The sequence below is a fragment of the Calditerricola yamamurae genome, from assembly GCF_054654135.1.
Window position 1 is genome coordinate 483760 of the sequence record NZ_BAAIFH010000006.1, and the last position, 25603, is coordinate 509362.

The 25603-nt window shown below is 63.5% G+C and carries 26 protein-coding genes; 2 read left to right on the top strand and 24 right to left on the bottom strand.

Annotated features, from left to right (window positions below):
* Positions 1-14: 14 nt before the first annotated feature.
* The 14 genes from ACYQ0Z_RS08695 to flgB form a co-directional block, all read right to left on the bottom strand.
* Positions 15-464 carry a flagellar basal body-associated FliL family protein gene (locus tag ACYQ0Z_RS08695; RefSeq protein WP_459866833.1) on the bottom strand — a complete coding sequence of 150 codons (450 nt, stop codon included), beginning with the start codon at positions 462-464 and terminating at the stop codon, positions 15-17.
* A gap of 17 nt (positions 465-481) precedes the next feature.
* Positions 482-676, bottom strand: coding sequence for a flagellar FlbD family protein (locus ACYQ0Z_RS08700; RefSeq protein ID WP_459866836.1), 195 nt, complete (start codon positions 674-676; stop codon positions 482-484).
* A 183-nt stretch (positions 677-859) separates the two neighbouring features.
* A complete protein-coding gene (locus ACYQ0Z_RS08705) occupies positions 860-1684 on the bottom strand; it encodes a flagellar hook-basal body complex protein (protein ID WP_459866839.1) in 825 nt (274 codons plus the stop codon).
* Between the two features lie 12 nt (positions 1685-1696).
* Complete coding sequence (locus ACYQ0Z_RS08710) at positions 1697-2095, bottom strand: flagellar hook capping FlgD N-terminal domain-containing protein (RefSeq protein ID WP_459866842.1); 399 nt, start codon at positions 2093-2095, stop codon at positions 1697-1699.
* 11 nt (positions 2096-2106) lie between these two features.
* A complete protein-coding gene (locus tag ACYQ0Z_RS08715; protein ID WP_459866845.1) occupies positions 2107-3570 on the bottom strand; it encodes a flagellar hook-length control protein FliK in 1464 nt (487 codons plus the stop codon).
* A gap of 14 nt (positions 3571-3584) precedes the next feature.
* Complete coding sequence (locus ACYQ0Z_RS08720; protein WP_459866847.1) at positions 3585-4511, bottom strand: magnesium transporter MgtE N-terminal domain-containing protein; 927 nt, start codon at positions 4509-4511, stop codon at positions 3585-3587.
* Between the two features lie 2 nt (positions 4512-4513).
* Positions 4514-4978 carry a flagellar export protein FliJ gene (gene fliJ / locus ACYQ0Z_RS08725; protein WP_459866850.1) on the bottom strand — a complete coding sequence of 155 codons (465 nt, stop codon included), beginning with the start codon at positions 4976-4978 and terminating at the stop codon, positions 4514-4516.
* Positions 4975-6303 (bottom strand): FliI/YscN family ATPase, encoded by a 1329-nt coding sequence (locus ACYQ0Z_RS08730; RefSeq protein ID WP_459866853.1) that lies wholly within the window; start codon positions 6301-6303, stop codon positions 4975-4977. Before ACYQ0Z_RS08730 ends, fliJ begins: the two co-directional genes overlap by 4 nt.
* Positions 6278-7120, bottom strand: coding sequence for a flagellar assembly protein FliH (gene fliH / locus ACYQ0Z_RS08735; protein ID WP_459868820.1), 843 nt, complete (start codon positions 7118-7120; stop codon positions 6278-6280). The genes ACYQ0Z_RS08730 and fliH overlap by 26 nt, the downstream gene beginning before the upstream one ends.
* 1 nt (position 7121) lies before the next feature.
* Positions 7122-8132 (bottom strand): flagellar motor switch protein FliG, encoded by a 1011-nt coding sequence (fliG, locus tag ACYQ0Z_RS08740; protein WP_459866856.1) that lies wholly within the window; start codon positions 8130-8132, stop codon positions 7122-7124.
* A 12-nt stretch (positions 8133-8144) separates the two neighbouring features.
* Entirely contained in the window at positions 8145-9731 is a 1587-nt protein-coding gene (gene fliF / locus ACYQ0Z_RS08745) for a flagellar basal-body MS-ring/collar protein FliF (RefSeq protein WP_459866859.1), read from the bottom strand.
* Between the two features lie 69 nt (positions 9732-9800).
* Entirely contained in the window at positions 9801-10094 is a 294-nt protein-coding gene (gene fliE / locus ACYQ0Z_RS08750) for a flagellar hook-basal body complex protein FliE (protein ID WP_459866862.1), read from the bottom strand.
* A gap of 31 nt (positions 10095-10125) precedes the next feature.
* Positions 10126-10575 carry a flagellar basal body rod protein FlgC gene (gene flgC, locus ACYQ0Z_RS08755; RefSeq protein ID WP_459868823.1) on the bottom strand — a complete coding sequence of 150 codons (450 nt, stop codon included), beginning with the start codon at positions 10573-10575 and terminating at the stop codon, positions 10126-10128.
* Positions 10575-10988 (bottom strand): flagellar basal body rod protein FlgB, encoded by a 414-nt coding sequence (gene flgB, locus ACYQ0Z_RS08760; protein ID WP_459866865.1) that lies wholly within the window; start codon positions 10986-10988, stop codon positions 10575-10577. Before flgB ends, flgC begins: the two co-directional genes overlap by 1 nt.
* A gap of 187 nt (positions 10989-11175) precedes the next feature.
* On the opposite strand from flgB, the gene ACYQ0Z_RS08765 reads away from it, so the two are divergent.
* Positions 11176-12402, top strand: coding sequence for an IS256 family transposase (locus ACYQ0Z_RS08765; RefSeq protein ID WP_459864370.1), 1227 nt, complete (start codon positions 11176-11178; stop codon positions 12400-12402).
* Between the two features lie 341 nt (positions 12403-12743).
* Here ACYQ0Z_RS08765 and codY read toward each other — a convergent pair whose 3' ends face one another.
* The 9 genes from codY to sucC all read right to left on the bottom strand — a co-directional run bounded on the left by codY (position 12744) and on the right by sucC (position 23493).
* On the bottom strand, positions 12744-13523 hold the full coding sequence (gene codY / locus ACYQ0Z_RS08770) for a GTP-sensing pleiotropic transcriptional regulator CodY (protein ID WP_459866868.1): 780 nt from the start codon (positions 13521-13523) through the stop codon (positions 12744-12746).
* A 52-nt stretch (positions 13524-13575) separates the two neighbouring features.
* Positions 13576-14985 (bottom strand): ATP-dependent protease ATPase subunit HslU, encoded by a 1410-nt coding sequence (hslU, locus tag ACYQ0Z_RS08775; RefSeq protein WP_459866871.1) that lies wholly within the window; start codon positions 14983-14985, stop codon positions 13576-13578.
* Positions 14982-15470 (bottom strand): ATP-dependent protease subunit HslV, encoded by a 489-nt coding sequence (gene hslV, locus ACYQ0Z_RS08780; RefSeq protein WP_459868826.1) that lies wholly within the window; start codon positions 15468-15470, stop codon positions 14982-14984. Before hslV ends, hslU begins: the two co-directional genes overlap by 4 nt.
* A gap of 72 nt (positions 15471-15542) precedes the next feature.
* Positions 15543-16439 (bottom strand): tyrosine recombinase XerC, encoded by an 897-nt coding sequence (gene xerC / locus ACYQ0Z_RS08785; protein ID WP_459866874.1) that lies wholly within the window; start codon positions 16437-16439, stop codon positions 15543-15545.
* Between the two features lie 41 nt (positions 16440-16480).
* Positions 16481-17812, bottom strand: a complete 1332-nt coding sequence (gene trmFO / locus ACYQ0Z_RS08790) for an FADH(2)-oxidizing methylenetetrahydrofolate--tRNA-(uracil(54)-C(5))-methyltransferase TrmFO (protein WP_459866877.1) — start codon at positions 17810-17812, stop codon at positions 16481-16483.
* A complete protein-coding gene (gene topA / locus ACYQ0Z_RS08795; RefSeq protein WP_459866880.1) occupies positions 17809-19938 on the bottom strand; it encodes a type I DNA topoisomerase in 2130 nt (709 codons plus the stop codon). The genes trmFO and topA overlap by 4 nt, the downstream gene beginning before the upstream one ends.
* A 61-nt stretch (positions 19939-19999) precedes the next feature.
* Positions 20000-21214 (bottom strand): DNA-processing protein DprA, encoded by a 1215-nt coding sequence (gene dprA, locus ACYQ0Z_RS08800; RefSeq protein ID WP_459866883.1) that lies wholly within the window; start codon positions 21212-21214, stop codon positions 20000-20002.
* A gap of 126 nt (positions 21215-21340) precedes the next feature.
* Positions 21341-22249 carry a succinate--CoA ligase subunit alpha gene (gene sucD, locus ACYQ0Z_RS08805; protein WP_459866886.1) on the bottom strand — a complete coding sequence of 303 codons (909 nt, stop codon included), beginning with the start codon at positions 22247-22249 and terminating at the stop codon, positions 21341-21343.
* A gap of 83 nt (positions 22250-22332) precedes the next feature.
* Positions 22333-23493 (bottom strand): ADP-forming succinate--CoA ligase subunit beta, encoded by a 1161-nt coding sequence (gene sucC / locus ACYQ0Z_RS08810; protein WP_459866889.1) that lies wholly within the window; start codon positions 23491-23493, stop codon positions 22333-22335.
* Between the two features lie 351 nt (positions 23494-23844).
* On the opposite strand from sucC, the gene ACYQ0Z_RS08815 reads away from it, so the two are divergent.
* Positions 23845-24141: a hypothetical protein gene (locus ACYQ0Z_RS08815; RefSeq protein WP_459866892.1), complete on the top strand. Its 297-nt coding sequence runs from the start codon at positions 23845-23847 to the stop codon at positions 24139-24141.
* A 29-nt stretch (positions 24142-24170) separates the two neighbouring features.
* Here the strand turns inward: ACYQ0Z_RS08815 and ACYQ0Z_RS08820 are convergent, their stop codons facing one another.
* A complete protein-coding gene (locus ACYQ0Z_RS08820; RefSeq protein WP_459866895.1) occupies positions 24171-25403 on the bottom strand; it encodes an MFS transporter in 1233 nt (410 codons plus the stop codon).
* Between the last annotated feature and the right edge of the window lie 200 nt (positions 25404-25603).

The following is a 25603-nucleotide window of genomic DNA, read 5'->3' on the forward strand; positions in this document are numbered from 1 at the left end:
GGCCCCTCGCCCCATCACTGTACCATCTTCTTGATTGTGATCACCCGTTCCACCTTTCCGGTTTGCAAGAGGGCGTTGACCCGCGCCTTGAGCCGTTCTTCGACATTCCGCAGCCCTTGTTCCCCGCGGATGTCGTCGGGGGTCAGCGATGACAAGAGTGCAATTGCCGTATGTTCGACCTGGAACATACGTTTTTCCAGTTCTTCCCTCGTTTCCTCGCTGTCCAAGACCAGCTTGAACTGGATACGGATGAAATTTCCACTGTAGAGGTTGGTCACGATCTCTGGCGTATCCACCGTTCGCTCCAGCAGCTCTTCCGCACTTTCACCCGAACGGGCTTGACCTGACAGCGGTTGGGCCTTGAGTTGTTGCGTGGTCCACCACAAGACAAACCACACGCCAAAGAGCAGGACGATGGCAAGAATGAGGATCAGCGCGATGTAGAACAACCGATGCCGTGTCACCGAATCCCTCCGTCTCGCTACAACACTTTGCCAACCCGTACCTCTTTCAGAAACGTGCGCACACGTTCCACGACCTCAGCCATCGACTCGCGCACGATGTACTTCTTGCCGTTCACCAGGGTGACGACGGTATCCGGTGTTTCTTCCACCGTCTCGATCAGAAAAGCGTTGAGGGAAAACTGCGACCCGTTGAGCCGCGTCAGCAGAATCATCGCCTCACCTCGCGCTCTCCGTGGTGCCATCCCAAGGCCTCAGGCGAGCGCCCGCTCCATTCCACCATACCCCGAGGACCGCGCCAAGATCCGGCGAATGGGACCGGACAATCGCCCATGTTCCGGCGCCTGCGGTCGCGACCGCAGGCGCCGGCGCTTACGTGCCGTCATTCCCACTGCCGATTAGCGCTTCAGGTTGACGAGTTCCTGCAGGATCTCGTCGGAAGTAGTGATGGTGCGCGCGTTGGCCTGGAAGCCGCGCTGGCTGATGATCATTTCGGTGAACTCTTCCGTCAAGTCGACGTTCGACATCTCCAGCATCCCGGCGATGACGGCGCCGGTTCCTCGAACCGGATCGTTGGGTGTGGTGAAATAATCGTCAATTGTGGCATTGGGATCGATCGCGTTGGCCGTCACCTCATACAGCGAGTTGCCCACCTTCATTAGACCGGCAGGGTTGGGGATTTTGGCCAATTGAATCGTGTCGATCACATCGTAGGTCCCGTTGTCCAACACTCCCATCACTTCGCCGTTGGGCGTGATGGTAAAGGACGTATACGTGTCGGGGTCAATCTGGATCAGACCGTTCGTCCCCATGACGTATAGCCCCTGGGCGTTAACCAGGTAGCCGAGGGAATCGACATGGAAGCTCCCGTCACGGGTGAGGTACACCGGTCCATCCTCTGATGGGCGTAAGACGAAGAAACCGTCTCCGTTGATGTAGAGGTCCGTCGGAACGTTGGTCGTCATGGGGCTGCCCGGTGTAAAGACGGTATCGATCGCCCCTGTGGTCACGCCCAACCCGATCTGGCGCGGGTTCGTACCCCCACGTGTGGCATTTTCCGGCCGTCCTGCACCGCTGACCGTTTGGCTGAGAATGTCCTGAAACAGCACACGCCCTTTTTTGAATCCCACCGTGTTCACGTTGGCGATGTTGTTCGCCACAACATCCAGTTTCAACTGAAATTGGCGCATGCCAGAAACCCCCGAGTACAGCGCGCGGAGCATGCTTCCCCCTCCTCACAGTGTTGATGCGGATTCGGAGACCTGTGCAATCGACTCAAAGGGAATCTCCCGTCCACCGGCCGTCTGTACATAGTACCGTCCGTCCCGCCGCACGACAGCGCTCACGGTGTCGGTTTCGCCCTCGCCCCATGTCACGCGCTTGCCGATCACCGACGAAACGGACGCAAACAGGGCAGCCTCGCTCGTGCGGTTAAGCTGGTCGAGTTGCTCGAGGATGCGGAACTGGGCCAGCTGGACGATGAACTCCCGATCCTGCAAGGGTTGCAGAGGATCCTGCATCTTGAGCTGCACGATCAGCAACTTGAGAAAGTCGTCCTTGCCCAGTTCCGTGCGCGGAGAAGCCGACTGGGACTGCGCAGCGGCGGATGGGGTTATCGCGTTCGCGACGCGCATGGCCTCCCCCCCTATACCGAATAGTCAACGCGCGAGGCACGTTCCCCCGCCGGGTGCACCGAAACAGCCGGGAGCGCTTCAGCCGCCTCCTCGCCGCCATAGGCCGCTTGCGCGCGGCGCACCGGGGATTGCGGATGCGGCAGGGTACCGCGGTGGCCGTGCGAAAAGCCATGGAAGAAGGCCAGGCCTCCACTCGTCCCTTGATTGACCACCACCCTGTCCACGATCAGCCCGTGCTGTTCCAGTTGCCAGCGCAACTGGGGCAGCTGGCTCTCCAGGACCTCCTTCGCCGCGGACGTGTCCACCGCAAACGCGATCGTCACATGGCCGTTGTGCACGACAAGCTGCACATCCACTTTTCCCAGTTGTTCCGGAACGAGGTGCAGGCGGGCTTCAACGGCCTGGCCACCGGTACCGAAGCGCAGGGCGCGAAGGAGCACGGGTGTGGCCTGTTCGGCAAACCGCTCGACCGGAACGGGATCGGCAGCCGACGCCACGCCCGGCAACCCGGCGTCGCGCGGGGAGGAAACGGCCATCGCCACATCAGCCGAGGGCAGGGTCGACGGACGTCCGTCGGCCGTCACGTTCCCCGCCGCCGGGTCTCCGGACCGCGGACGATGTGCGGCATCCAGAAGGCCCGCAAAGGACCCCTGGGCCGCACGCCCGGCTTTTCCTTCGCGTGCGTTTACGGCCATTCCCGCGTGCCTGTCCGCCTCCGCAGGCAGGAGCTGCCCGACTGCACCGAATCCGGTGAGACGCTCCCGAATCCCCTCCGCGACGGGACCGCCGTGGACCGGTTCCACCTCCGATCCAGCCCCCGGCGTGGCATCGGTCACCTGGAGCAGGTGGCCGTCCACAGCCTGCCGCGGCGTGGCATCATTCACGTGCGGCACGCTCGCCCCGTCGTTCTGCCGCAGTGCGGTTCCGCGCACAACCGGCTGGTCTGTCCCCTCAGTCGCCGCAACGGACATCACGGGCAAGGCCTCAGACATTTGCCCGGCCGGACGCTGGCCAGGCGTGGGACGCCCATCCGCGCCCGCTTCCTCGGCAGAACGCATCTCGGCGGTCTTTTGGCCCGCCTCGCTGTTTTCCACCGCCGGGAACGACGGTGCCACCTCACGGGCCGACGGAAGCGCGGGGGTAGACAAGGATGTGGCAGACCGGGCGCTGCCCGTCTCCGGCTCGCCTCCTGCCCCACTGGGCTGAAGGGCGGCGAGCCCCACCGCTATCTGCAGGGGGATCGGTCCCTCTGCTGCCGTCGGTGCACCGGCATCGGAAGCACTGCCTTCCTGCGCATCGGTGGAAGACCCGTCACCTGGCGGCGGAGCGAAGGCGGTATCGGCCGCCTGAAGCAGAAGCTCAGCAAAGGAGAACTCCCCGAGGGAAGAGGTTCGCTCTGTCCCGTCCGTTGATTCCGCATGGTGCGGGACGGGAAGCGGATGGGCCGTAGACGAGAGCAAGGGAATCGTCGACATGAGCCTGCCCTCCTTCATCGTTGCGCGGCTTGGGGCGTCGCACCGAGCAACAGTCGGGTAAGCCGGGCCACCAACGCCGGCTGTTGCTTGGCAAGCTGGTCAAAGATGGCACCGCGAGCCCCCGGATCCATCGCCGCGAGCACGGCCACCGCATGATGCGGCTGCTGACGGCTCAACTCCAGCACCACGGCGGCCGCCTCCTTCGGCGCCATACGGGCCAGGGATACCGCCACGTCCCGCGCTGACGCGGAAGCACCCCGTTCGGCCGCGTCCAGCTGACGCTCCAATTCGGCAATGCGTGCCTGTAGGGCCGCGATGTCGGGGTCTTCTGCCGGCGTGTCGTTGGAAAGGCGCATGGACAGCTCAGCGGCGCGCTGCGGACTCATCTGTGCCAACACCTGGGCCCGCTTCTCCGGCTTCATGCGTGCCAGGACGAGTGCCGCTTCCTCGCGCGTCATCGCCTCGAGAATCCGCGCCGCCTTGCTGGGGGGCATGCTGGCATACAGCTGTGCCGTTTCCTTCAAGCGGGCCTCCCGTTCCTCGTCGGTAAGCCGCTTGCCGCCCAGCGCTTGCTGGAGCGAGGCAATTTTCTGGTTCAGGGCCTCGATTTCCCGATCGCGCTGTGCCAGGCGTTCCCGCAGGGTGCGAAGCTCTGCCTCCTTGGCCTGCAACTGGGCCTGAAGCACAGAGCGGTCCACCTCTCCTCCTGTTTTCCCCTCCGGCGTTTCCGCGGCATTCGCTTCCGTTTGCCCGGGGGGATCCGGTATGAGGCGCTCGAGGCCGGGAACGGCGTTGGCCCCTCGCCACAGCGCACCGGGAACGTCAACACCGAGAAAGGTGAGGACAATCCCCAACAGGGCAGCGGCAAACAGGACGGGGAGCAAGATCACGTAGAAGAACCATTCGCCTTTTCCGTACGGACGCTCGTCGACGCGCTCCACGGTCACTCGCCCTCCCGCTCATGCCGCACCGCGCGTGCGTACGCCAGGACGGCCCGTTCATCGAGGATTTTCTGTTCCGCCGCCCGCACGCGCGCTTGGTGGGCGCTCCAGTAGCGCGCCTTCAGACGTTCCCACGTTTGCGCTTCCTTCCACTTGGCCTGCAGCCGCTCCTGGGCGATGCGCACGCGCAGCTCAGCCTCGGCCACCCGCTGACGTTGCCGCGCGATGCGCAGACGCAGGAGCTGGCAGATCTGCTGGCGCGCAACCAGTTCGGCCACGGGCAGGCCCTCACGCTGTCGTTCCACCAGCGCGTGCTGCACTTCCCTCAGCTCAGCCTCCAGCGCCTCGAGGCGGTGTTTCTCTTCACCCAGGAGGCGCAGCGCCTCGGCCAGTTGCCGGGCCACGAACTCCTGTTCCTTGTGCCGCAGCGAACGCAGGTGTTCCCAGGGAAAGACGAACGCGCTCATAGCCCGATCTCCTTAAAGCGTTGAATCAGTTCGGCGGTCGTATCGGGAAAGGGCGCCGCCTCGTCGGGAGACTGCCGGGTAAACCGGCGCACGGCTTCGATGTGCTGCAAGGCGATGTCCAGCTCCCGGTTCGTTCCCCGTTTGTAGGCGCCGATCTGCAGCAGGTCCTCGGCGTCCTTGTGCAGGGCCAGGACACGGCGCACATTTTCCGCGGCGCGCATGTGATCGGCGCTGACGATGTCCCGCATCACCCGGCTCGTGCTGGCCAATACGTCGACGGCCGGAAAATGGCCACGGTTGGCCAGCGCGCGGTCGAGGACAATGTGACCGTCCAGTATGCCGCGCACGGCGTCGGCGATCGGGTCATTCAGGTCATCCCCGTCGACCAGGACCGTGTAAAAGGCGGTGATGGTGCCCGCGGCGCTCGTGCCCGCCCGCTCCAAGAGGCGTGGGAGCGCGGCGAATACCGACGGCGTGTACCCTTTCGTCGTCGGGGGTTCCCCCACCGCCAGCCCCACTTCGCGCAGGGCCATGGCGTAACGGGTAACCGAGTCCATCAGGAGCATGACATCCCGTCCCTGATCGCGAAAGGCCTCGGCGATGGCAGTGGCAACCAGGGCCCCCTTGATGCGGATCAATGCCGGCTGATCCGACGTGGCCACCACGACGACGCTGCGGGCGAGTCCCTCCGGCCCCAGGTCGCGCTCCAAGAAGGCACGCACCTCACGTCCCCGCTCGCCGATGAGGGCAATGACATTGACGTCGGCTTCCGTATTGCGGGCCACCATGCCGAGCAAGGTGCTCTTCCCCACCCCGCTACCGGCAAAGATCCCCACGCGCTGGCCCCGGCCCACGGTAAGCAGGCCGTCGATCACGCGCACCCCCACGCCCACCGGCTCGGCAACCGGTGGACGCTCCAAGGGGGAGGGCGACGCGCGGTCAACCGGGACGCGCGGCACCGCGTGCAACGGCGGCCCGTCGTCAATCGGCTCGCCCAGGCCGTTCAGCACCCGCCCAAGGAGCTGGGGGCCCGTCGGCGCCGTCAAGGGCTGGCCGGTGGCCACCACGTCGCATCCGGGCCCAACGGCCCCCAGTTCCCCAAGTGGCATCAGGAGCACGCGGTTGTGGCGAAACCCCACCACCTCGGCGCGCACCGGCGGCGCATCGCGCGAGGGGAAGATCGTGCACAGCTCGCCGATGCGCACGTCCGGCCCGATCGACTCGACGGTCAGCCCGATTACCTGCACCACCTGGCCGTGCACGCGCACCGGATCCACTTTGGCCAGCGCGGTGCGGTACTTATCGGGGGACAGTTTCCACGACATCGTCTTTCCCCCCGGTCGCCTGATCCTTCGCCACCGCCAGCAACGCCTCGCGCACTGCTTCCAACTGCCGGTCGAGGCGGGCATCGATCGTGCCCAGCGACGTCTTCACCAGGCAGCCGCCGCGCTTCACCGTCTCGTCGGGATAGACCACCAGCTCCGTCTGCGGAGAAAGCACGTCGGCAAGCAGCGGGCGGCCGTCAAGGACAACTGGGTAGTCATCGGGATGAACGTAAACGGCCACTTCCGTCCGCTCCCGCGAACGCCGCATCGCGCTGCGCACGATGGTGAGCACCGTCTCGGGAGCCAAGGCGAGGTGCTCCTCGATCAGCTTTTCGGCAATGGCCACCGCCAACTCGACGAGAAAGGGCTCCGCTTCCGCGATAATGCGGGTCTTTTCCTGTTGGGCAAGGGCCACGATCTCCCGCGCCTTCCGCAGCTCATCCTCCCATTCACGCCGGGCTGCTTCGCGTCCCTCGGAAAGGCCCTGGGCATAACCCGCTTCATACGCTTCCTGGCGTACGCGGTCCCGCAACGCTTCATCCTCGCGCCGCCGCTCTGCCCACCACTGCGCGATCCGTTCTTCCGCTTCCGCGAGCCGGGCCGCAGCTTCCGCTTCCGCCGCCGCCAGACGCTCGGCAACAAGCCGCTCGGCCTGCGCGCGCAATTCGGCAGCATCGACGACGGAATCCCGGCCTCCGGCATCATCCCCGGACGGTTCGTCCGCGTTTCGCTCCTCCGGGTTCGCCCCGTTGGACAGCGGTCCGTTCCAGGCGAGGATCACGCCTTCCGACCGCACGCAGCTGGGCGCCTTGATCACCCTAGACAATGATCTCGTCGCCTCCTCCGCGCGAGATGATCACTTCGCCCGCCTCTTCGAGCCGACGAATCACCGCGACGATGCGCGACTGGGCCTCCTCCACGTCGCGGAGGCGTACCGGACCCATGTACTCGAGCTCCTCGCGGAAGGTTTCCGCCATCCGCTTCGACATGTTGCGGAAAATGGCCTCGCGCACTTCCTCGCTGGCCACCTTGAGCGCCAGTTGCAAGTCGCGCTGGTCCACCTCGCGAATGACACGCTGGATGGACCGATCGTCCAAGGTGACGATGTCTTCGAACACAAACATGCGCTTTCGGATCTCTTCCGCCAAGTCGGGGTCCTCGACTTCCAGGGTATCGAGGATGGTGCGCTCCGTCGTGCGGTCGACGCGGTTGAGGATGGCCACAATGGCCTCGATACCGCCGGCCGACAGGTAATCCTGGGACACGTTCGCGGCCAGCTTTTGCTCCAGGATGTGCTCCACCTGGCTGATAACCTCGGGCGACGCGCGGTCCATGAGGGCGATCCGTCGGGCGATGTCCGCCTGCAGGGTGGGCGGCAAGGCGGAGAGGATGACCGCAGCCTGCTCCGGTTGCAGGTAGGAGAGGACGAGGGCGATGGTCTGGGGATGCTCGTTCTGGATGAAGTTTAAGACTTGCCCCGGGTCGGCCTTGCGGATCGTATCGAAGGGCCGCACCTGGAGGTTGGCCGTCAGCCGGTTGAGTATGCGCAGCGCCTTCTCCTCGCCGAGGGCCTGTTCCAACACCTGTTTGGCGTATAGAATTCCGCCCTGTTCGATGTAAGCTTGGGCGCGGGCCATCTCCTGGAATTCGGCCAGCACCGCCTCTTTCAGTTCCGGTTCCACCTTGCGCATGCTGGCGATTTCCAGTGTCAGCTGTTCGATCTCTTCCTCGGTGAGGTGTTGGAAGACCCGGGCGGACACCTCAGACCCGAGGCTAATCAGCAAGATCGCCGCTTTTTGCAACCCGCTGAGCTGCTTGCGCCCCGCCACGCCTCATCCCTCCTACTCTTCCGACAGCCACGCCCGAAGCAGCTTGACGAACTCTTCGGGCCGCTCGCGCGCCAACTGCTCGATGCTCTGGGAAAGAACGCCTTCCGCCGGCGGCACGTCGTGCTCGGCGGCTGCGGGCACATCGTGAACCACGGGCAGGTCGGTCGCCACCTCGGCCTCCGGCGCGTTCCGACGCCGGCGGACAATCGTATAGGTGGCCGCCCCAGCCGCGACAACCGCCGCCGCACCGAGCCCGTACCACAGGAAATCTCGCCAGTCGCTCTCTTCCTCCGCCGTCACCTTCCCCTGTAACGGGTACGGCATCACGGTGATGCGGCTGTCCAGCTCCGCATCGCTCAACTGACGCCCTTCGGCGCCACCAAGCACCGCCCGCACGACACCGCGCAACATGTCGCGCACCTGCTGCTGCATCTCCGGCGAAAGGGAGGTGGGATTGAGCGGATCGGGGGGTTCGATGCCGACGGTGATGGCTACATCGTCAATCGCGTACGGGCTGCGGGCGATCTCCTGTTTGATGCGATTGAACTCCCGGTTGACGCGGTCTTCGGTCCGCTCATAGGTCTGGTTGCCGCTTCCGGTCACCCCCGGGTAGCCGGGGATGTCGGTATTGCCCGTGCCGGCGACCCCGCCCGGTGTGGCCCCTTCCCCGCTCGCCGATTCGGCCACGTGCTCTTCGCTCACCACCAGCCCTTCGTCGCGGCCGGCGGGCGGTTCGACAAGCTGGCGCGTTTCCTGGACCCGGTCAAAATTGACCTTGGCCACAACGGACACAACGACCTTCTCGTGTCCGAATACTGTACCGAGAAGGGATTGCAGTTTGCTCTGCAAATTTTTTTCGAGTTGTTGGCGAATTTTCTCCTGATCAAGAGCCGCGATCGTACCTTCCGCGTCCAACGCTTCCGGGTATTCGAGCAGCCGACCGTACTGGTCGGTGATGACGATGTTCTCGACCGGTAAGTTCGGAACGCTGCGCGACACCAGGTGGTACAAGGCGCGCACCCGGTCGGGTGAGGGCTGATACCCCGGCTCAAGGGTGAGCACAACAGACGCCGTGGCCTGCTGTTCATCCTCACCTACCCACAGGCGTTCCTTCGGAAGTGTAATCATGACCCGCGCCTTCTGGATCCAGTCCACCCCGTTTTCCAGGAGGGTTTCGATTTCCCCCTGGATCGCGTCGCGCTCCAGCACATCAAACTGCCGATCGGTCACGCCAAAGGGCAGCTTGTCCAAGAAGGTGTCATACCGGATCGCTGCGCTCTTCGGCAGGCCCTGTGCCGCCAGATCCAGGAGAACCCGGTCGCGCTCCGTGCGCGGCACTTCAATGGAATGGCCCCCTGGTGTAATGCGGTACGAGACACCCATCTTTTCCAGTTGGGCCTTGATCTGTCCCAACTCTTCCTGGGTCAGGTTTTCCGTGTACAGCGGCACATACTCCGGCTGCGCGACGAGGGCCACTGACAGCCCCGCAGCGGCCACGAGAAACAACACCGTTGCTCCCAGAAGCCACTTCTGCTTGCGCGACAGTCGGTGCCACAGCTCGATGCCCTGACGTCTGAGCTGATCGATTCTCTCTCTCATCCTCGCGTATCGATTGGTCGACATGGCTCACCTGAACCAATCACAGCAGGAAATGTTGTTTTTTCATTATTACAACGGCATGCGGAACACTTCTTGGTACGCTTCAATCGCTTTATTGCGCACCTGTACGGCCAGCATCAAGCTGAGCGACGCTTTCTGCATCGCCAGAAAGGCCTCGTGCAGATTGGCCACATCCCCGGCGGCCACTCGCACCGCGGCGCGTTCGGCGTTCACCTGGTCGGCGTTGAGCCGGTCAAGGGCCTGGGCCAGCCAATCGGCGAACGAGGTCGTGGCTTTGTCCGCGATCCGCCCGCCCTCCACCGGCAGCCCGAGGCCGACGGGCGTTATCCTGGTTGCCTGCATGCGTTCACCCTCCTTCAGCCTCCGGCGCACCTTAACGGCCCAGTTCGAGTGCCTTTGTCAACATGGCTTTACCCGCTTGAAACGCGGCGACGTTGGCCTCATACGCCCGCGTGGCGGCGATCAGATCGGCCATTTCCTTGACAATGTCCACGTTGGGAAGCCGCACGTAACCATCCGGCCCCGCGTCGGGGTGGGCCGGGTCATACACCAGCCGCGGCGGCGTGGGATCGTCGACAATGCGGCTCACCTGCACGCCTGCGCCAACCTCCGTCTGCCGGCTCAACGCCCGGCCCAGGATTGAAGCAAAGGGCGTGCGCGGCTCGAAGACCACCAGTTTGCGGGTGTACGGTTGCCACGTGCCGTTCACCAACCGAGCGCGGGTGGTCGACGCGTTGGCGATGTTCGACGCGATGACATCCATGCGCAAGCGCTCGGCAGTAAGCGCCGAGGCGCTGATGTCAAGCGGCGAGAGCGCCACGATCACCGCCTCCCTTCCCCGATGACCGTTCGCAGCTGGTCCAAGTAGTGCTGGGTGCTCTGCACCAACGCTTGGTACCACAAGGCATTGCGGGCCAGATTGGCCGTTTCCGCGTCCACGTCCACGTTGTTGCCGTCGTGCCGCATGCGGGTGTGGGCAGACGGCACAACGCGCGGCGTCACCGCGGGCACCGGCCCGCCGATGGGCAGGTGACGCGAATCGGTTCTTGCGCCGACAAAGGATGCGGTTGGACGGGCAAGCGCTTCCGCGAGCACATTTTCAAAAGCGACATCCGCCGCCTTAAAACCCGGCGTTTCGACATTGGCGAGGTTGTTCGCGATGACACGCTGCCGGAGCATGGCGGCATTCATTGCTTGTTCCAAGACGGAAAGCGTTTGATTTTGAAATACGCGCACCGGTCTCGCCTCTCTTTCATACGTCCAAAATTTGCTTCTACACCCCGCTAACAAAATCCTTCATCAGTTGAGTCCATATTCTTGTGTAAAAAGGACTCTCTGAAAAAAGTCAGAGAGCCATTTCCAATCCCCCTCGGTTAGAATGGAGCTTGAACCCACAAAAACCAAAAAGGGAGAGGGGATCGAAATGGCTCACTATCAGATTACCGTAGATGCACAGCTTTTGCATCAACTTTTTCTCCGCGACACGAAAGACGATGCGCTCGCCAAGCTCCTGGAGTCCGTCTTGAATCAAATTTTGCAAGCTCAGGCCACGGAGCAGCTGCGTGCAGAGCCCTATGAACGGACGGAAGAACGCCAGGGATACCGCAATGGGACGTATCCGCATCAGCTCACGACCCGGGTGGGTACCCTCACGCTTCGGGTTCCGCGGTTTCGAAACGGGAAGTTTTCGACGGAGCTGTTTGCCCGTTATCAACGGAGCGAACAGGCGCTGGTGTTGGCCTTAATGGAAATGGTGGTGAACGGGGTATCGACGCGCAAAATTGAACAGATCACGCAGGAGCTGTGCGGTACGGAGTTCTCGAAATCCACCATCTCGGAGCTGTGCAAGCGGCTGGATCCGGTGGTCAAGGCATGGAACAACCGGTCGCTTGAAGAGAAGGCCTATCCCTTTGTCCTCGTCGACGCGCTGGTGCTGAAGGTACGCGAAGAGGGGCGCGTCCGGTCACGCGGCGCGCTTATCGGAATTGGCATCAACACCGAGGGATATCGTGAGGTGTTGGGCCTGATGCTTGGCGACAGCGAGTCGGAAGCCAGCTGGGGCGAGTTTTTCAGCTGGTTGAAAAGCCGCGGGCTGCATGGTGTTGATGTGGTGGTGTCGGATGACCATCGCGGGCTCGTACGCGCCATTCGGCGGCACTTTCAGGGCGTAACCTGGCAGCGGTGCCAGACGCACTTTGTGCGAAACATTCTCGATGCTACACCAAAACCGCTGCAGGAGGAGGTCCATGGCCGGGTACGGGCCATCCTGGAGGCACCGGATATGGAGACGGCACGGCAACTCCTGAAGCAAACGCTGAAGGCGTACGAGGAGAAGGCACCGAAAGCGATGGCGATCCTGGAAGCCGGTTTTGAAGACGCGACGGCGGTCTTGGCGTTGCCAGAAAAGTACCGGAGGCGGCTGCGCACCACCAACGCCGTTGAACGGCTGAATGAGGAGATTCGGCGCCGTGAACGAGTGATTCGGATCTTCCCCAACCGCGAGTCCGCCTTGCGGCTTTTGGGTGCTTTGCTGATGGAGATTGACGAGAAGTGGGCCAGCGGCAAAAAGTATTTGGGCATGACCGAATACCTGGAATGGCGTGCCGCTCAGGAGGCCGAAGCGTCTGCGAAAGTGGTGCGGGTCAGCTAGGGGCCATTCCCTTACCGACCGTATGTAATTTCTTGGGATAAGCCCGTTCGAGCCGAGGGGCAATTTTACACAGAAATTTGGACTTGATCCCTTCATCACTCGACAAAAACTTTGTTGCTTGTTGTCGAAAATGAGCGAGTCGACCCACCCAAAAAAGTTCGAACTCCACCTCTTTTCCCAATCGGGTGAAACCGCTCCTGATCCTTGTTTCCCATATGCGTCCAGACTTTCCGCATGCAACACGAAAAGCCCCTGTCGAATGTTGACAGGGGCTTTTCGTTACGAAACAACATTGTCCAATGCGGCGGGGGGTCATGGCGCACTTGCGACGATTTCCGCGCTTACGACGACTTGAGCTTCTCCAGCTCCGGCAGCAGTTTGTCATTCAACACCTTGATGTACGTCCCTTTCATCCCCAGCGAGCGCGACTCAATGACGCCGGCGCTCTCCAGCTTGCGCAGCGCGTTGACGATCACCGAGCGGGTGATGCCGACGCGGTCGGCAATCTTGCTCGCCACGAGCAGCCCTTCCTTGCCGTCCAGCTCTTCGAAGATGTGCTCCACCGCTTCCAGTTCGCTATACGAGAGAGAGCCGATAGCCAGCTGCACGACCGCCTTGGCCCGCGCTTCCTGCTCGATCTGCTCCGCGCGCTCGCGCAGGATCTCCGTCCCGACGACCGTCGCCCCGTATTCGGCCAGCACCAGGTCGTCTTCGGTGAACTTCTCGTTCAGACGACCCAGGGCCAGCGTGCCCAAACGGTCGCCACCGCCGATGATGGGAACGATGGTCGTCCACGCCTCCTGGATCACGTCGCGGAGCTCGACGGGGAAGATGGTCAGGTCGCTCTCGATCGGGATGTTGGTCTGGGTGCTGTCCACTTTCAACACTTCACGGTTGTATTCCTCGGGGAAACGCCGCTCCTCGAGCATCCGCCGCATTCGCTCGTTTTCGATCTGATGGGCAATGGCATAGCCGAGTACCTTTCCCTTCCGGCTGAGCACGAACACGTTGGCGTTGATCACGTCGCGCAGCACTTCTGCCATTTCCATAAAATTCACGGCATGGCCAGCCGTCTTTTGCAACAGCCGGTTAATCCGTCGCGTTTTGGTCAAGAGATCCATCGAAAACGCCTCCTCTTGTTGGAAATGATGAAAACGAACGGCAGCATACGCGCTACAAAATGTATTGGCGCAAATCGCGGTCTTCCACAATGTCGCGCAGTTTTTCGCGGACGTACTCCGCCGTGATCACCACCGTCTCCAGGTTGATGTCCGGCGCTTCGAAGGAAAGGTCCTCGAGGAGCTTTTCCATCACCGTGTGGAGACGGCGGGCACCGATATCCTCTGTCTGGCGGTTCACCTCGGCGGCCAGCCGCGCGATCTCCCGGATCGCCTCGTCGGTGAACTGCACCTTGACGCCCTCGGTCTCGATGAGCGCCGTGTATTGCTTGATCAGCGCGTTTTCCGGCTCTGTCAAGATGCGCACAAAATCGTCCGCCTCGAGGCTGGTCAGCTCAACGCGAATGGGAAAGCGTCCCTGCAATTCGGGGATCAGATCGGACGGCTTGGCCACGTGAAACGCTCCGGCGGCAATGAAGAGGATGTGGTCCGTCTTGACCGGCCCGTACTTCGTCATCACCGTGGAGCCCTCAACGATGGGCAAGATGTCGCGCTGCACGCCTTCGCGGGAGACATCGGGGCCAACACCCCCTTCCCGGCCGGCGATCTTGTCGATCTCGTCGATGAAGATAATCCCGTGCTGTTCGGCGCGCTGGATGGACTCCTGGATCACCTCGTCCATGTCGATCAGCTTGTTCGCCTCTTCCTGCACCAGCAACTTTCGCGCCTCGCGCACCGGTACTTTTCGGCGTTTGGTGCGCTTCGGGAGAAGGTTGCCGAACAGCTCCTGCATGTTAAGCCCCACCTGCTCCACGCCCGACCCGGCGAACAGGTCGATCATCGGCAGGGCCGTGTCCTCGATCTCCACCTCGACGATCCAGTCCTCCAGCTCGCCGCGCGCCAGGCGCTCGGCCAGCTCCCGCCGGCGACGCTGCCGCTCCTGGGCGTCCCCATCGGTCTCCTTTTCCGGACGGGTGCCCATCCGCCCACCAAATAGGAGCTCAAGCGGATTCTGGAAACCCCGTTCCTTTTTCGGGCCCGGAACCAGCAGGTCAAGAAGGCGCTCCTCGGCCAGCTTTTCCGCCCGATCGCGTACTTCCTCCATCTTTTCCGCTTTGACCATGCGGATGGCCGTCTCCACCAGGTCGCGGACCATGGACTCGACATCGCGGCCGACGTACCCCACCTCGGTAAACTTGGTGGCCTCCACCTTGACAAAAGGCGCGCCGGCAAGCTTGGCCAGCCGCCGGGCGATCTCCGTCTTTCCGACCCCGGTCGGCCCGATCATGAGAATGTTTTTCGGCGTAATCTCATCCCGCAACCCTTCGGGCAAGAGGCTGCGCCGGTAGCGGTTGCGCAGGGCAATGGCCACCGCGCGCTTGGCGCCCTTCTGCCCCACGATGTATTTATCCAGTTCGGCGACGATCTCCCGTGGCGTTGGAATCCGATCGCGTCGCACGCTCACCCCTCCAGCTCCTCGACGACCAGGTGGTCATTTGTGTAAACGCAAAGTTCGGCCGCGATGCGCAGCGCCTCTTCGGCGATTTGGCGTGCGCTCAGGTGCGGGGCGTGGCGCTTGAGGGCGCGTCCCGCCGCCAACGCATAGCTGCCACCCGAACCGACGGCCACCATGCCGTCATCCGGCTCCAGCACTTCGCCGCTTCCCGAGATCAGGAGCAGGTGGCGCTTGTCCATGACAACGAGGAGCGCCTCCAACCGGCGCAGCATGCGGTCGGTGCGCCACTCCTTGGCCAACTCCACCGCGGCGCGCGGCAGGTTGCCGCGGTGTTCCTCCAGCTTGTTTTCAAATTTCTCGAACAAGGCCATCGCATCGGCCACGGAACCGGCAAAGCCGGCCAGCACCTGTCCGCGGTACAAGCGGCGCACCTTCTTGGCGCTTTTCTTCATCACCACTGCGCCGCCAAAGGTGACCTGCCCATCGCCGGCCATGGCCGCGCGGCCATTGTGGTGGATGGCGAAAATGGTCGTCCCGTGAAAACCGCGTTCCAACCGTTTCCCTCCTCAGGCCCGCGGATGGGCGTCGTCATAGACGCGCCGCAGCCGCTGCCGGGTAACATGGGTATACACCTGTGTCGACGAGATGCTGGAATGTCCGAGAAGCTCCTGCACCACGCGCAGATCGGCGCCCGCGTTTAAGAGGTGCGTGGCGAAGCTGTGGCGGAACGTATGGGGGCTCACCCGCTTCGCCAGCGCGGCTTGTTCGACATATTTCGTCACGATTCGACGTACGCTGCGCGGAGAAAGGGGACCCCCTCGGCGGTTGACGAAGAGGCGCGTCTCGCCGGGCGCGGCGAGCTTCGGGCGCCCGTCGCGCAGGTACCGGCGCAAGGCCTCGATGGCGTGGGAACCGAGGAGAACGTACCGTTCTTTGGCCCCTTTTCCGTACACCAGGACCGTGCCCACCGACAGGTCGAGTGCGGTCACCTCGAGGGCGCACAGCTCGCTGACACGCATGCCGGTGGCATACAGCGTCTCCAACAGGGCCCGGTCTCGCAAGCCGAGGGGGTGAGCCGGATCGGGCAGCGCAAGCAATCGGGTGACCTCGTCCTCATCGAGAAACACCGGAAGCCGCCTTTCCAGCTTGGGCGTCGCCACCCCTTCAAAGGGCGTGTGAGCGACTCGGCCTTCCCGGTGCAAAAAGCGAAAAAAGGCGCGCAGGGCCGACAGCATCCGCGCGACGGATCGGCGGGAATATCCGGATTCGTGCAGGTGGGCCAGGTACGCCCGCACGTGCCAGGGCGTCACCTCGTCCCAGTCCAGGTCCTGTCGCTGCAGGACCGTTTCCTGAAACGCGGCAATATCCCGCTGATACGCTTCAATCGTGTGGGGCGACGCGTTTTTCTCGATTTGCAAATAGGCGCGGAAAGCCAGCACCGGGTCGCTTTGCACGTTGCCCACACCCTCCTCCAGCCGCGAAGCAACCTCATCTTACCATACGATCATCCGTTTGTGCAACTGAAGTTGTGGATGTTTTGTGAAAATTCCCGTATCGCCGCCAGAGCCCGCTCGGCATGGGCCAAGTTGCGCGCGCGCTTGTCCCGGACCTTTTGCGCAAGCGGCGGAAACAGGCCGAAGTTGGCGTTCATCGGCTGGAAGTTGCGCGGATCGGCCTCGGTGATGTATCGCGCCATACTGCCCATGGCCGTTTCGGGCGGGAAGACGACAGGCTCCAGCCCGCGGGCCAAACGCCCGGCGTTGATGCCGGCGATGAGGCCGGAGGCCGCCGACTCGACGTACCCTTCGACCCCTGTGATCTGGCCGGCAAAAAACAGGTTGTCGCGCCCTTTGAACTGGTATGTGGGTCGGAGGAGCTTGGGCGAATTGAGGTAGGTGTTGCGGTGCATCACCCCGTAGCGGACGATTTCGGCATTCTCCAGGCCGGGGATCATGCGGATGATGCGCTTCTGCTCGCCCCACTTCAGGTGCGTCTGGAACCCAACGATGTTGTACAGCGTCCCCGCGGCGTTGTCCTGCCGCAGCTGGACGACGGCGTAGGGTTCCGTGCCCGTTCTCGGGTCAACAAGCCCCACCGGTTTCATCGGGCCGAAGCGGATGGTGTCCTTGCCGCGCTTGGCCATCACCTCGATGGGCATGCATCCTTCGAAATAGATGGCCTTCTCAAACTCCTTGAGCGGTACCGTTTCCGCCGTCACAAGGGCCTCATAGAAGCGGTCAAACTCCTCTTTCGTCATCGGGCAGTTGATGTACGCCGCCTCCCCTTTGCCATAGCGCGAGGCAAAAAAAACCTTGCTGAAGTCAATCGAATCGCGCTCGACGATCGGCGCCGCCGCATCATAAAAGTAGAGGTACTCTTCCCCTGTGAGCTCGCGCAGCTTCTCGGACAGGGCGGGAGAGGTGAGGGGGCCCGTGGCGATCACGACGATGCCGTCGGGGATCTCCGTCACTTCTTCGCGGATGACCTCGATGAGCGGATGGCCGGTGATTGCGTCGGTCACCCGCTGGGCAAACGCGTCCCGGTCGACGGCCAGCGCCGAGCCGGCGGGCACGGCACACGCGTCCGCCGAACGGATGATGACCGAATCGAGCTGGCGCATTTCTTCCTTTAATATACCCACCGCGTTGGTGAGTTCATTGGCGCGCAAGGAATTGGAACAGACCAGTTCGGCAAACTTGTCGGTGTGGTGCGCCGGCGTCTGTTTGCGCGGGCGCATCTCGTACAAGCGGACGCGCACCCCTTGGCGCGCGATCTGCCATGCCGCCTCACTGCCCGCCAGGCCCGCCCCGACCACCGTCACCACCGGTTGACTCACGTCGCCTCACCTCCCACCGTCGTCGTCTCTTCTTCGCCCGGGTGGTCAACCGCTTCGGACTCCTTCCGCCGGTAGTCGCACCGGACACACGCGATCACGCGCTCCTGTTTCCGGCCGCCCTTTTCCACGAGCAGCCCGCCGCACGCCGGACAGGGCTGGGCAACCGGTCGGTCCCAGGAGACGAACTCGCATTCGGGATACCGCGCGCAACCGTAAAACACGCGGCCGCGTTTGGAGCGCCGTTCGACCAGTTCGCCGCCGCATGTCGGGCACCGCGCCCCGGTGCTCTTCACGATCGGCTTGGTGAAACGGCATTCTGGAAACCCCGAGCACGCCAGGAAACGGCCGAAGCGGCCCATCTTGTAGACGAGGAGCCGGCCGCACTTGGGGCACGTCTCGTCCGACACCTCATCGGCCAGCTCCACCCGTTCCATCTTTTCCTCCGCTTCTGCCAGCTGCTTGGAGAATCCCTCGTAGAACTCCTCGAGCACGCGGGTCCACGGGACGCGGCCCTCTTCGATGCGGTCCAGGGCCTCCTCCATCTTGGCCGTGAACTGAACATCGACGATCTCTGGGAAAAACTCCTCCATGAGCGCAATGACCACTTCGCCCAATTCCGTCGGCACGAAGCGCTTGTTCTCCAGCCGCACGTACCCGCGCTTCTGGATCGTCTCCAACGTCGGCGCATAGGTACTGGGCCGGCCGATGCCCAGCTCTTCCATGGTCTTCACCAGGCGCGCCTCGGTGTACCGCGGCGGGGGCTGGGTGAAGTGCTGTTTGGGCTCAATCGAGGCCACAGCCACGGTCTGACCCGGGCGCATCGGCGGCAGGAGACGGTCCTCCTCGCTCTTTTCGTCATCCGTCCCCTCCACGTACAGCTTCATGAACCCGGGGAAGCGGACCACCGAACCCGTCGCGCGGAAGATAGCCCCGCCGGCGTCGATGTCGACGGTCATCGTGTCCAGAACGGCGGAGGCCATCTGGCTGGCCACAAAGCGCTCCCAGATCAGCTTGTACAGCCGATACTGGTCACGGGTGAGGTAGGGCTTGACCCGTTCCGGTTCGCGAAACACCGACGTCGGGCGGATCGCCTCGTGCGCATCCTGGGCCTTCTCCTGCTTGGCAAAGGTGCGCGGTGCCTCGGGCAGGTAGTCCTGGCCGAAAGTCTGGGTAATATACGAGCGGGCCTCTTCTTGCGCGACGGTGGAAACGCGCGTCGAGTCGGTGCGCATGTAGGTGATCAAGCCGACGGCCCCTTCCGCTCCCAGTTCGACCCCCTCATAGAGCTGCTGGGCCAGCATCATCGTTTTCGTCGCGCGGAAGCCCAGCTTGCGCGCCGCCTCCTGCTGGAGCGTGCTGGTGGTGAACGGCGGAACGGGATGACGCCGACGCTGCCGCTCCGTTACCTCGCGCACGACGAAGGGTTTCCCTTCCAGCCGCTCCAGCAGGGCCTTCACCTCATCCTCGTTCTTCAGCTCGGCCTTCTCCGCCCCAAAGCCATAAAAACGCGCCTCAAAGGGCGTGCCGTCGGCCAACAGATGAGCCGTCACCGTCCAGTACTCTTCCGGGACGAAATTGCGGATCTCCTTTTCCCGGTCGATGATCAGCTTGACGGCGACGGACTGCACGCGCCCGGCGCTGAGACCCTTTTTCACCTTTTTCCAAAGGAGCGGACTGATCTTGTATCCCACCAGGCGGTCGAGAATGCGGCGCGCCTGCTGGGCATTGACGAGGTCCATGTTGATCGGCCGCGGGTGGGCAAAGGCCTCGCGGACCGCGTTTTTCGTGATCTCGTTGAACACCACGCGGCACGGGGATGCCGGATCCAGTTCGAGAATGGTCATTAGGTGCCAGGCGATGGCCTCCCCCTCGCGGTCGGGGTCGGCCGCCAGGAACACCTGCTTCACCTTTTTCGTCGCTTCACGCAGCTCCTTCAGGATATTGCCTTTCCCACGGATGGTGATGTATTTGGGTTCAAACCCCTTCTCGATGTCGACCCCCATCTGGCTTTTCGGCAAGTCCCGCACGTGACCCATCGACGCCTTGACGATGTAGCCGCGGCCGAGGTACTTGCCGATCGTCTTGGCCTTGGCGGGCGACTCGACGATGACCAGCGCTTTGGCCAAGAGACCTCCCCCTTTCGCACACCCAACTCGGTCAATACCGTTGTCTCCCTACAGCATATTATCAATCACCCTGTCCCTCTGCAAACCTTTTCTCCTCGCAGCGGGGAACGGGCTTCTGGGCTGTGTACAGCCCGCCGGGCAGCTTGAGCGCCCACCCCCGGAGCTCGAGGGCCAGAAGGGCCATCTGCAGCCTGCCCGGCGACAGGCCGGTAGCGGCGACGAGGTCATCCACGTGCACCGGTCCGCGGGCAAGGTGCGGCCACACGGCCTGCTCCTCGGGGGAAAGGGAAGCCGGAGTGGGCTCCGTCCCATCGGCCGGTAACCCGCCGGTGTTCGCGCGCCCGGTTCGGCCCTCTTCTGCAGCGAGGGCGGCTTGTGCGCCGCCACCCGCCATACCCTCCAGCTCCGCCAGCACGTCCTCGATGCCCGTCACCAGCTTGGCTCCCTGCTGGATGAGCCGATGCGGCCCGCGGCTTTCGGGGGAAAAGATTGGGCCGGGCACGGCAAACACCTCCCGCCCCTGCTCGAGGGCCAGGTCGGCCGTGATGAGGGAACCGCTCTTTTCGCCCGCCTCCACCACGACCACCCCGTGGGACAGGCCGCTGACGATGCGGTTACGGCGGGGGAAAAACCCCTTTTGCGGGGGCATGCCCGGCGCAAACTCCGACAAGAGCAGCCCGCCCTCGCGCCAGATGCGCTCGTACAGGCGGCGGTGCTGACGGGGGTACACCACGTCGACGCCGCAGCCGAGCACGGCGACGGTCCGCCCGCCGGCCTCCAGCGCGCCGAGGTGGGCTTCGCCGTCGATGCCGGCGGCCATGCCCGACACCACCGTCCATCCCCGAGACGCTGCATCGGCCGCCAGCCTACGCGCCGCGGCCCGGCCGTAGGGTGTCGGCCGTCGCGTACCGACGACGGCCAAACCGGGCAGCGCGAGCACCCCCAGATCGCCACGCGCAAACAACACCGGCGGCGGATCGGCAATGTGCGCGAGGAGAGGCGGGTACGCCGCATCCCAAAACGTCAGCACGGCAATCTCCCGCCGGGCCAGACGCGCCAATAGGGCGCGGACCGCCCGCGGCGTCGCCGCCTCCTGCACCCGCGCCGCCACCTCCGGCTTGATGCGCGCGTCGCGGCACAGCCGTTCCAGGTCGCTGCCGACAAGGTCCTCGGGGCGGCCTCCCGCCACCGCGACCAGCCGAAAGAGGGCGCGCGGCCCGATGCCGTCCACTGTGGCCAACAAGGCCAACAGGCCGCTGGATTCGGATCGGTCCATTTCCCTCGCCATCCTTTCCCTTCCGATTCCTGTCCGCCTCGGCTGCCCGATTGCGCCACAAAAAGCGAAACCCCGCCCGCTGGGGGCAGGGTTCTCTTCGCGTCGCCGCCTCCGGCGCCCCTGACCTTACCGGTTGACGGTCAGGCAGCGCTCGTACAGCCCGCGCTCCTTGAGCACCTCAACGAGGGTTTCCCCGATCACCGCCGGCGTCTTGGCCACGCGCACGCCGCAGGCTTCCAGCTTCGCGATCTTCTCCGCGGCCGTGCCCTTGCCTCCGGAGATAATGGCTCCGGCATGGCCCATGCGCTTGCCGGGCGGCGCCGTTTGCCCGCCGATAAAGCCGACGACCGGTTTCGACATGTTGGCCTGGATCCATTCGGCCGCCTCTTCTTCCGCCGTCCCGCCGATCTCGCCAATGAGGATGACGGCGTAAGTGTCGGGGTCCTCCTCAAACATCCGCAGCACGTCGATGAATTCGGTGCCCTTCACCGGATCGCCGCCGATGCCCACCGCCGTCGACTGGCCGATGCCGCGCGCGGTGAGCTGGTGCACCGCCTCATAGGTGAGCGTCCCGCTGCGGGAGACGATGCCCACATGCCCCGGCGCGTGGATATACCCGGGCATGATCCCGATCTTGCACTCGCCCGGGGTGATGACGCCCGGACAGTTGGGCCCGATGAGGCGCGTCTTTTTCCCTTCCAGGTAGCGTTTCACCTTCACCATGTCCAGCACGGGAATGCCCTCGGTGATGCACACCACGAGCTCCAGGCCGGCGTCGACCGCCTCCATGATCGCATCGGCGGCAAAGGCCGGCGGCACATAGATGACCGACGCGTTGGCCCCCGTCTGTTCAACCGCCTCGGCCACCGTGTCGAACACCGGCACGCCTTCCACTTCCATCCCGCCCTTGCCCGGGGTCACGCCACCGACAATTTTCGTGCCGTATTCGATCATCTGCTTCGTGTGAAACAGGCCCTGCGAACCGGTAATCCCTTGGACGATCACTTTGGTGTCCTTGTTGATCAGAATGCTCATCGGATTCCCTCACCTTCTTTATCTTGGCCCACAACAGATTGGCCACACGCGAGTTTCAGCGTCGTGCCTTCACCACAAGCCGCTCACGAAACCAGCGAGACAATCTTTTGCGCCGCGTCGGCCATCGAGTCGGCCGAGACGATATCGAGGCCCGACTCGTCGAGGATCTTCTTCCCGAGCTCGACGTTCGTCCCTTCAAGGCGTACCACGAGCGGTACCTTGAGCCCCACCTGCTTGGCCGCCTCGACAATACCGGTGGCGATCACGTCGCACTTCATGATCCCGCCAAAGATGTTGACGAGAATGCCCTTCACATTGGGATCGGAGAGGATGATCTTGAACGCTTCCCGCACCTTTTCCGCCGACGCGCCCCCGCCGACGTCAAGGAAGTTGGCCGGCTCGCCGCCGTAGAACTTGATGATGTCCATGGTGGCCATGGCCAATCCGGCGCCGTTGACCATGCAGCCGATGTTGCCGTCGAGGGCAATGTAGCTGAGGTCGTACTTGGACGCCTCCTGCTCCCGCGGGTCCTCCTCGTTCGGATCGCGCAACGCGGCGATCTCCGGATGGCGGAAGAGGGCGTTGTCGTCAAAATTCAGCTTGGCGTCGAGGGCCAGCACCTCGCCATCTCCCGTAACGACGAGCGGGTTGATTTCCGCCAGGGAGCAGTCCTTGTCCACAAAAGCCTGGTAGAGACCCATGAAGAACTTGACCGCCTTGCCGACCAGCTCCTTCGGAATGTTAATGGCGTAAGCCACCTTCCGCGCCTGAAAGGGCATCAGGCCGGTCAGCGGGTCGATGTACTCCTTTACGATCTTCTCCGGCGCGCGCTTGGCCACCTCTTCGATTTCCACGCCGCCTTCTTCCGAGGCCATCAGCACAACGCGGCCCGTCGTCCGGTCGACAACCATGCCGACATAGTACTCCTTCCGGATGTCGCAGCCCTGCTCGATCAGGAGGCGTTTCACTTCCTTGCCTTCCGGACCGGTCTGGTACGTGACCAGTTTCTTGCCCAAGAGCGCCTGAGCGTGGGCACGCACTTCGTCAAGGTTTTTTGCCAGCTTGACGCCGCCGGCCTTCCCGCGCCCACCAGCGTGGATTTGCGCCTTGACGACCACCACGTCGGTTCCCAGTTCCTTGGCCGCCTCCACCGCCTCCTCAACCGTAAAGGCCACCTTTCCCTTGGGAACCGCCACGCCGTACTGCTTGAGAATCTCTTTGGCCTGGTGCTCGTGAATGTTCATGCGCGTACCATCCTCCTGTCCTGGACTGACCAAAGGTGCAGAAAACGCTGACAGCTCTTGTCCACTACCGATATTCTCACGTCTGAATGAAAATTGCAAGCGAAAACCGGTGATTTCGTTCGGTTGACAACCTTCGACATCGGCACGAAACATGCGAATTTTTTTATTTTCCAGGAAATGCGACTTGTTTTGCCCTTTCCCGCGCCCCCGGACGGGAGACTGCCGATCCCACAGCTCCCGCCGATCCGCCGTACGCCCGTGCCGAATGGCTCTGCCGGCCGCCGGTTATACTAGCCCGCAGCCGGATGCCCCACCCGGGTGTCCGACATCCGCAAAAGGGGGGACATCAGTATGGAAGAAGGCCACCGCCTCGACCCGATCGAAACGCCCATGCCACACCTCCCCGCGCCGCCGGAGGAACCGGGTGCATCGCCGGTCGAGATTGGAGCGCCCGACGGCGCGGACGAGGAAGCTTGGTTCCGCGCACAGCCGACCGCTACACTGGTCCTGGCCTACTGGCAAACCCACTGCTGCATCAAAAACACGGTGGCGCTCGGCATCCCCTCCGACGGCGATGTCCTCTTTCACCACATGCGCCGCCTCGACCTGCTCAACGCCCTGCTGCGCGAGCGGTTCCAGGTACACTGACGGGCCAACCGCCCGTCCACATAAGGGATCTATCGCTCCAACCGCCGGTCATCGGGCAAGGGCAGTGCCAGGAGGAATCCGATGAGCGGCAAGAGAACCATGCCGCGCAGCAGTGCGTCCAGCCCCCATCGGTCGGCCACCACGCCCAGCAGCGCGGATCCGATGCCGCCCGCGCCGATGGCCAATCCGATCATCAGCCCCGACACCATGCCCACCCGGCCCGGCACGAGCTGTTGGGCATAGACCACCGTCACCGCGAAGCTGCACAGGCTGACCAGACCGAGCAGGAACAGGACGAACGACGTCCACGCTCCGGTGGTATAGGGCAGCAGAAGGAGGAAGGGGACAGCGCCGATCATCGACGTCAGGACCACATTTTTGCGTCCGATGCGGTCTGACAGCGGGCCGCCGAGAAAGGTGCCCAGCGCGCCGGCAAAGAGGAACAGGAACAGGTTGACCTCCGCCTCCGAAAGGGAAACGTTCAGCACGTCCACCTGGTAGAGGGGAGCGAAACTGGCCACCCCGCTGTGGATCCAGGAGCGCATGGTCACCACGGCGACGAGCAACGCCAGTGCCCCGTACGCGGCGCGCGGGGAAGCGGCGGCCGTGCCCTCCGCACGCTGCGGGCTGCGCATGCGCATCCAGCGCGCCACGGGAACAAGCACGGCGGCGCCAAATGCCGTCACAGCTGCCAACCCGAAACCGCCGTACAACCCAAAGGGAAGAAAGAGGAGCGGTACTAAGAGCGGCCCCACGGCCTGTCCCGCGTTCCCGCCGACCTGGAAGATGGCCTGGGCCAGCCCCTTGCGCGTTCCCGCCGCCAGATGGGCGACGCGGGAGCTTTCCGGATGAAACACGGCCGAACCGATGCCGATCAGCGCCACGGCAGCCAGCAGTTCCCCGTAGGATTCCGTCACCGCCAGGGCCACCAGCCCTGCACCGGTGACGAGAAACGCCACCGGCATCAGCTGCGGGAGGGGCCTCCGGTCCGTCCACGCGCCGACAACAGGCTGCAGGAGTGAGGACGTCACGTTGGCCACCATGACCACCACGCCAACCTGCACGTAGGCCAGCCCCAGGAGCTTTTGCACGAGGGGAAGAAGGGCCGGAACGACCGAGGTAAACATGTCGTTTAAAAAATGGGCCAGGCTGATGCGCCACAGGATGCGCAGTTGCGGTTTTTTGCCGCCGGTGGCCGCCGGCGGTGCATTTCCGACCGGCTGCGCCCCAGTCAGCGTGAGGGAAGGCGTTGAGCCCGCCATCTTCTGTCTCTCCTCCTGTCTGCGAGAACGCGCGCCATTTTCCGCGTCTCGCCATTTTTTCATGTCCGAACCGCACAAGCACAGCCCCAAAGCAGCGCGGTTGCCGGGGTTTAGAGGCGGCCCGCAGGTCCCCTCCTGCATCACGTTTGCTCCGTTTCCAATGGCCAGTTCATCGGAGTGACCGAGAAGGTGGTGGTTGT

What these genes read in the sequence shown, in the direction of transcription:
- ACYQ0Z_RS08700 (WP_459866836.1), bottom strand. Translation starts at nt 676, where the DNA reads ATGATTCTGCTGACGCGGCTCAACGGGTCGCAGTTTTCCCTCAACGCT.
- ACYQ0Z_RS08705 (WP_459866839.1), bottom strand. Translation starts at nt 1,684, where the DNA reads ATGCTCCGCGCGCTGTACTCGGGGGTTTCTGGCATGCGCCAATTTCAG.
- ACYQ0Z_RS08710 (WP_459866842.1), bottom strand. Translation starts at nt 2,095, where the DNA reads ATGCGCGTCGCGAACGCGATAACCCCATCCGCCGCTGCGCAGTCCCAG.
- ACYQ0Z_RS08715 (WP_459866845.1), bottom strand. Translation starts at nt 3,570, where the DNA reads ATGTCGACGATTCCCTTGCTCTCGTCTACGGCCCATCCGCTTCCCGTC.
- fliJ (WP_459866850.1), bottom strand. Translation starts at nt 4,978, where the DNA reads ATGAGCGCGTTCGTCTTTCCCTGGGAACACCTGCGTTCGCTGCGGCAC.
- ACYQ0Z_RS08730 (WP_459866853.1), bottom strand. Translation starts at nt 6,303, where the DNA reads ATGTCGTGGAAACTGTCCCCCGATAAGTACCGCACCGCGCTGGCCAAA.
- fliF (WP_459866859.1), bottom strand. Translation starts at nt 9,731, where the DNA reads ATGAGAGAGAGAATCGATCAGCTCAGACGTCAGGGCATCGAGCTGTGG.
- fliE (WP_459866862.1), bottom strand. Translation starts at nt 10,094, where the DNA reads ATGCAGGCAACCAGGATAACGCCCGTCGGCCTCGGGCTGCCGGTGGAG.
- ACYQ0Z_RS08765 (WP_459864370.1), top strand. Translation starts at nt 11,176, where the DNA reads ATGGCTCACTATCAGATTACCGTAGATGCACAGCTTTTGCATCAACTT.
- codY (WP_459866868.1), bottom strand. Translation starts at nt 13,523, where the DNA reads ATGGATCTCTTGACCAAAACGCGACGGATTAACCGGCTGTTGCAAAAG.
- hslV (WP_459868826.1), bottom strand. Translation starts at nt 15,470, where the DNA reads ATGGCCGGCGATGGGCAGGTCACCTTTGGCGGCGCAGTGGTGATGAAG.
- dprA (WP_459866883.1), bottom strand. Translation starts at nt 21,214, where the DNA reads ATGGACCGATCCGAATCCAGCGGCCTGTTGGCCTTGTTGGCCACAGTG.
- sucD (WP_459866886.1), bottom strand. Translation starts at nt 22,249, where the DNA reads ATGAGCATTCTGATCAACAAGGACACCAAAGTGATCGTCCAAGGGATT.
- sucC (WP_459866889.1), bottom strand. Translation starts at nt 23,493, where the DNA reads ATGAACATTCACGAGCACCAGGCCAAAGAGATTCTCAAGCAGTACGGC.
- ACYQ0Z_RS08815 (WP_459866892.1), top strand. Translation starts at nt 23,845, where the DNA reads ATGGAAGAAGGCCACCGCCTCGACCCGATCGAAACGCCCATGCCACAC.
- ACYQ0Z_RS08820 (WP_459866895.1), bottom strand. Translation starts at nt 25,403, where the DNA reads ATGGCGGGCTCAACGCCTTCCCTCACGCTGACTGGGGCGCAGCCGGTC.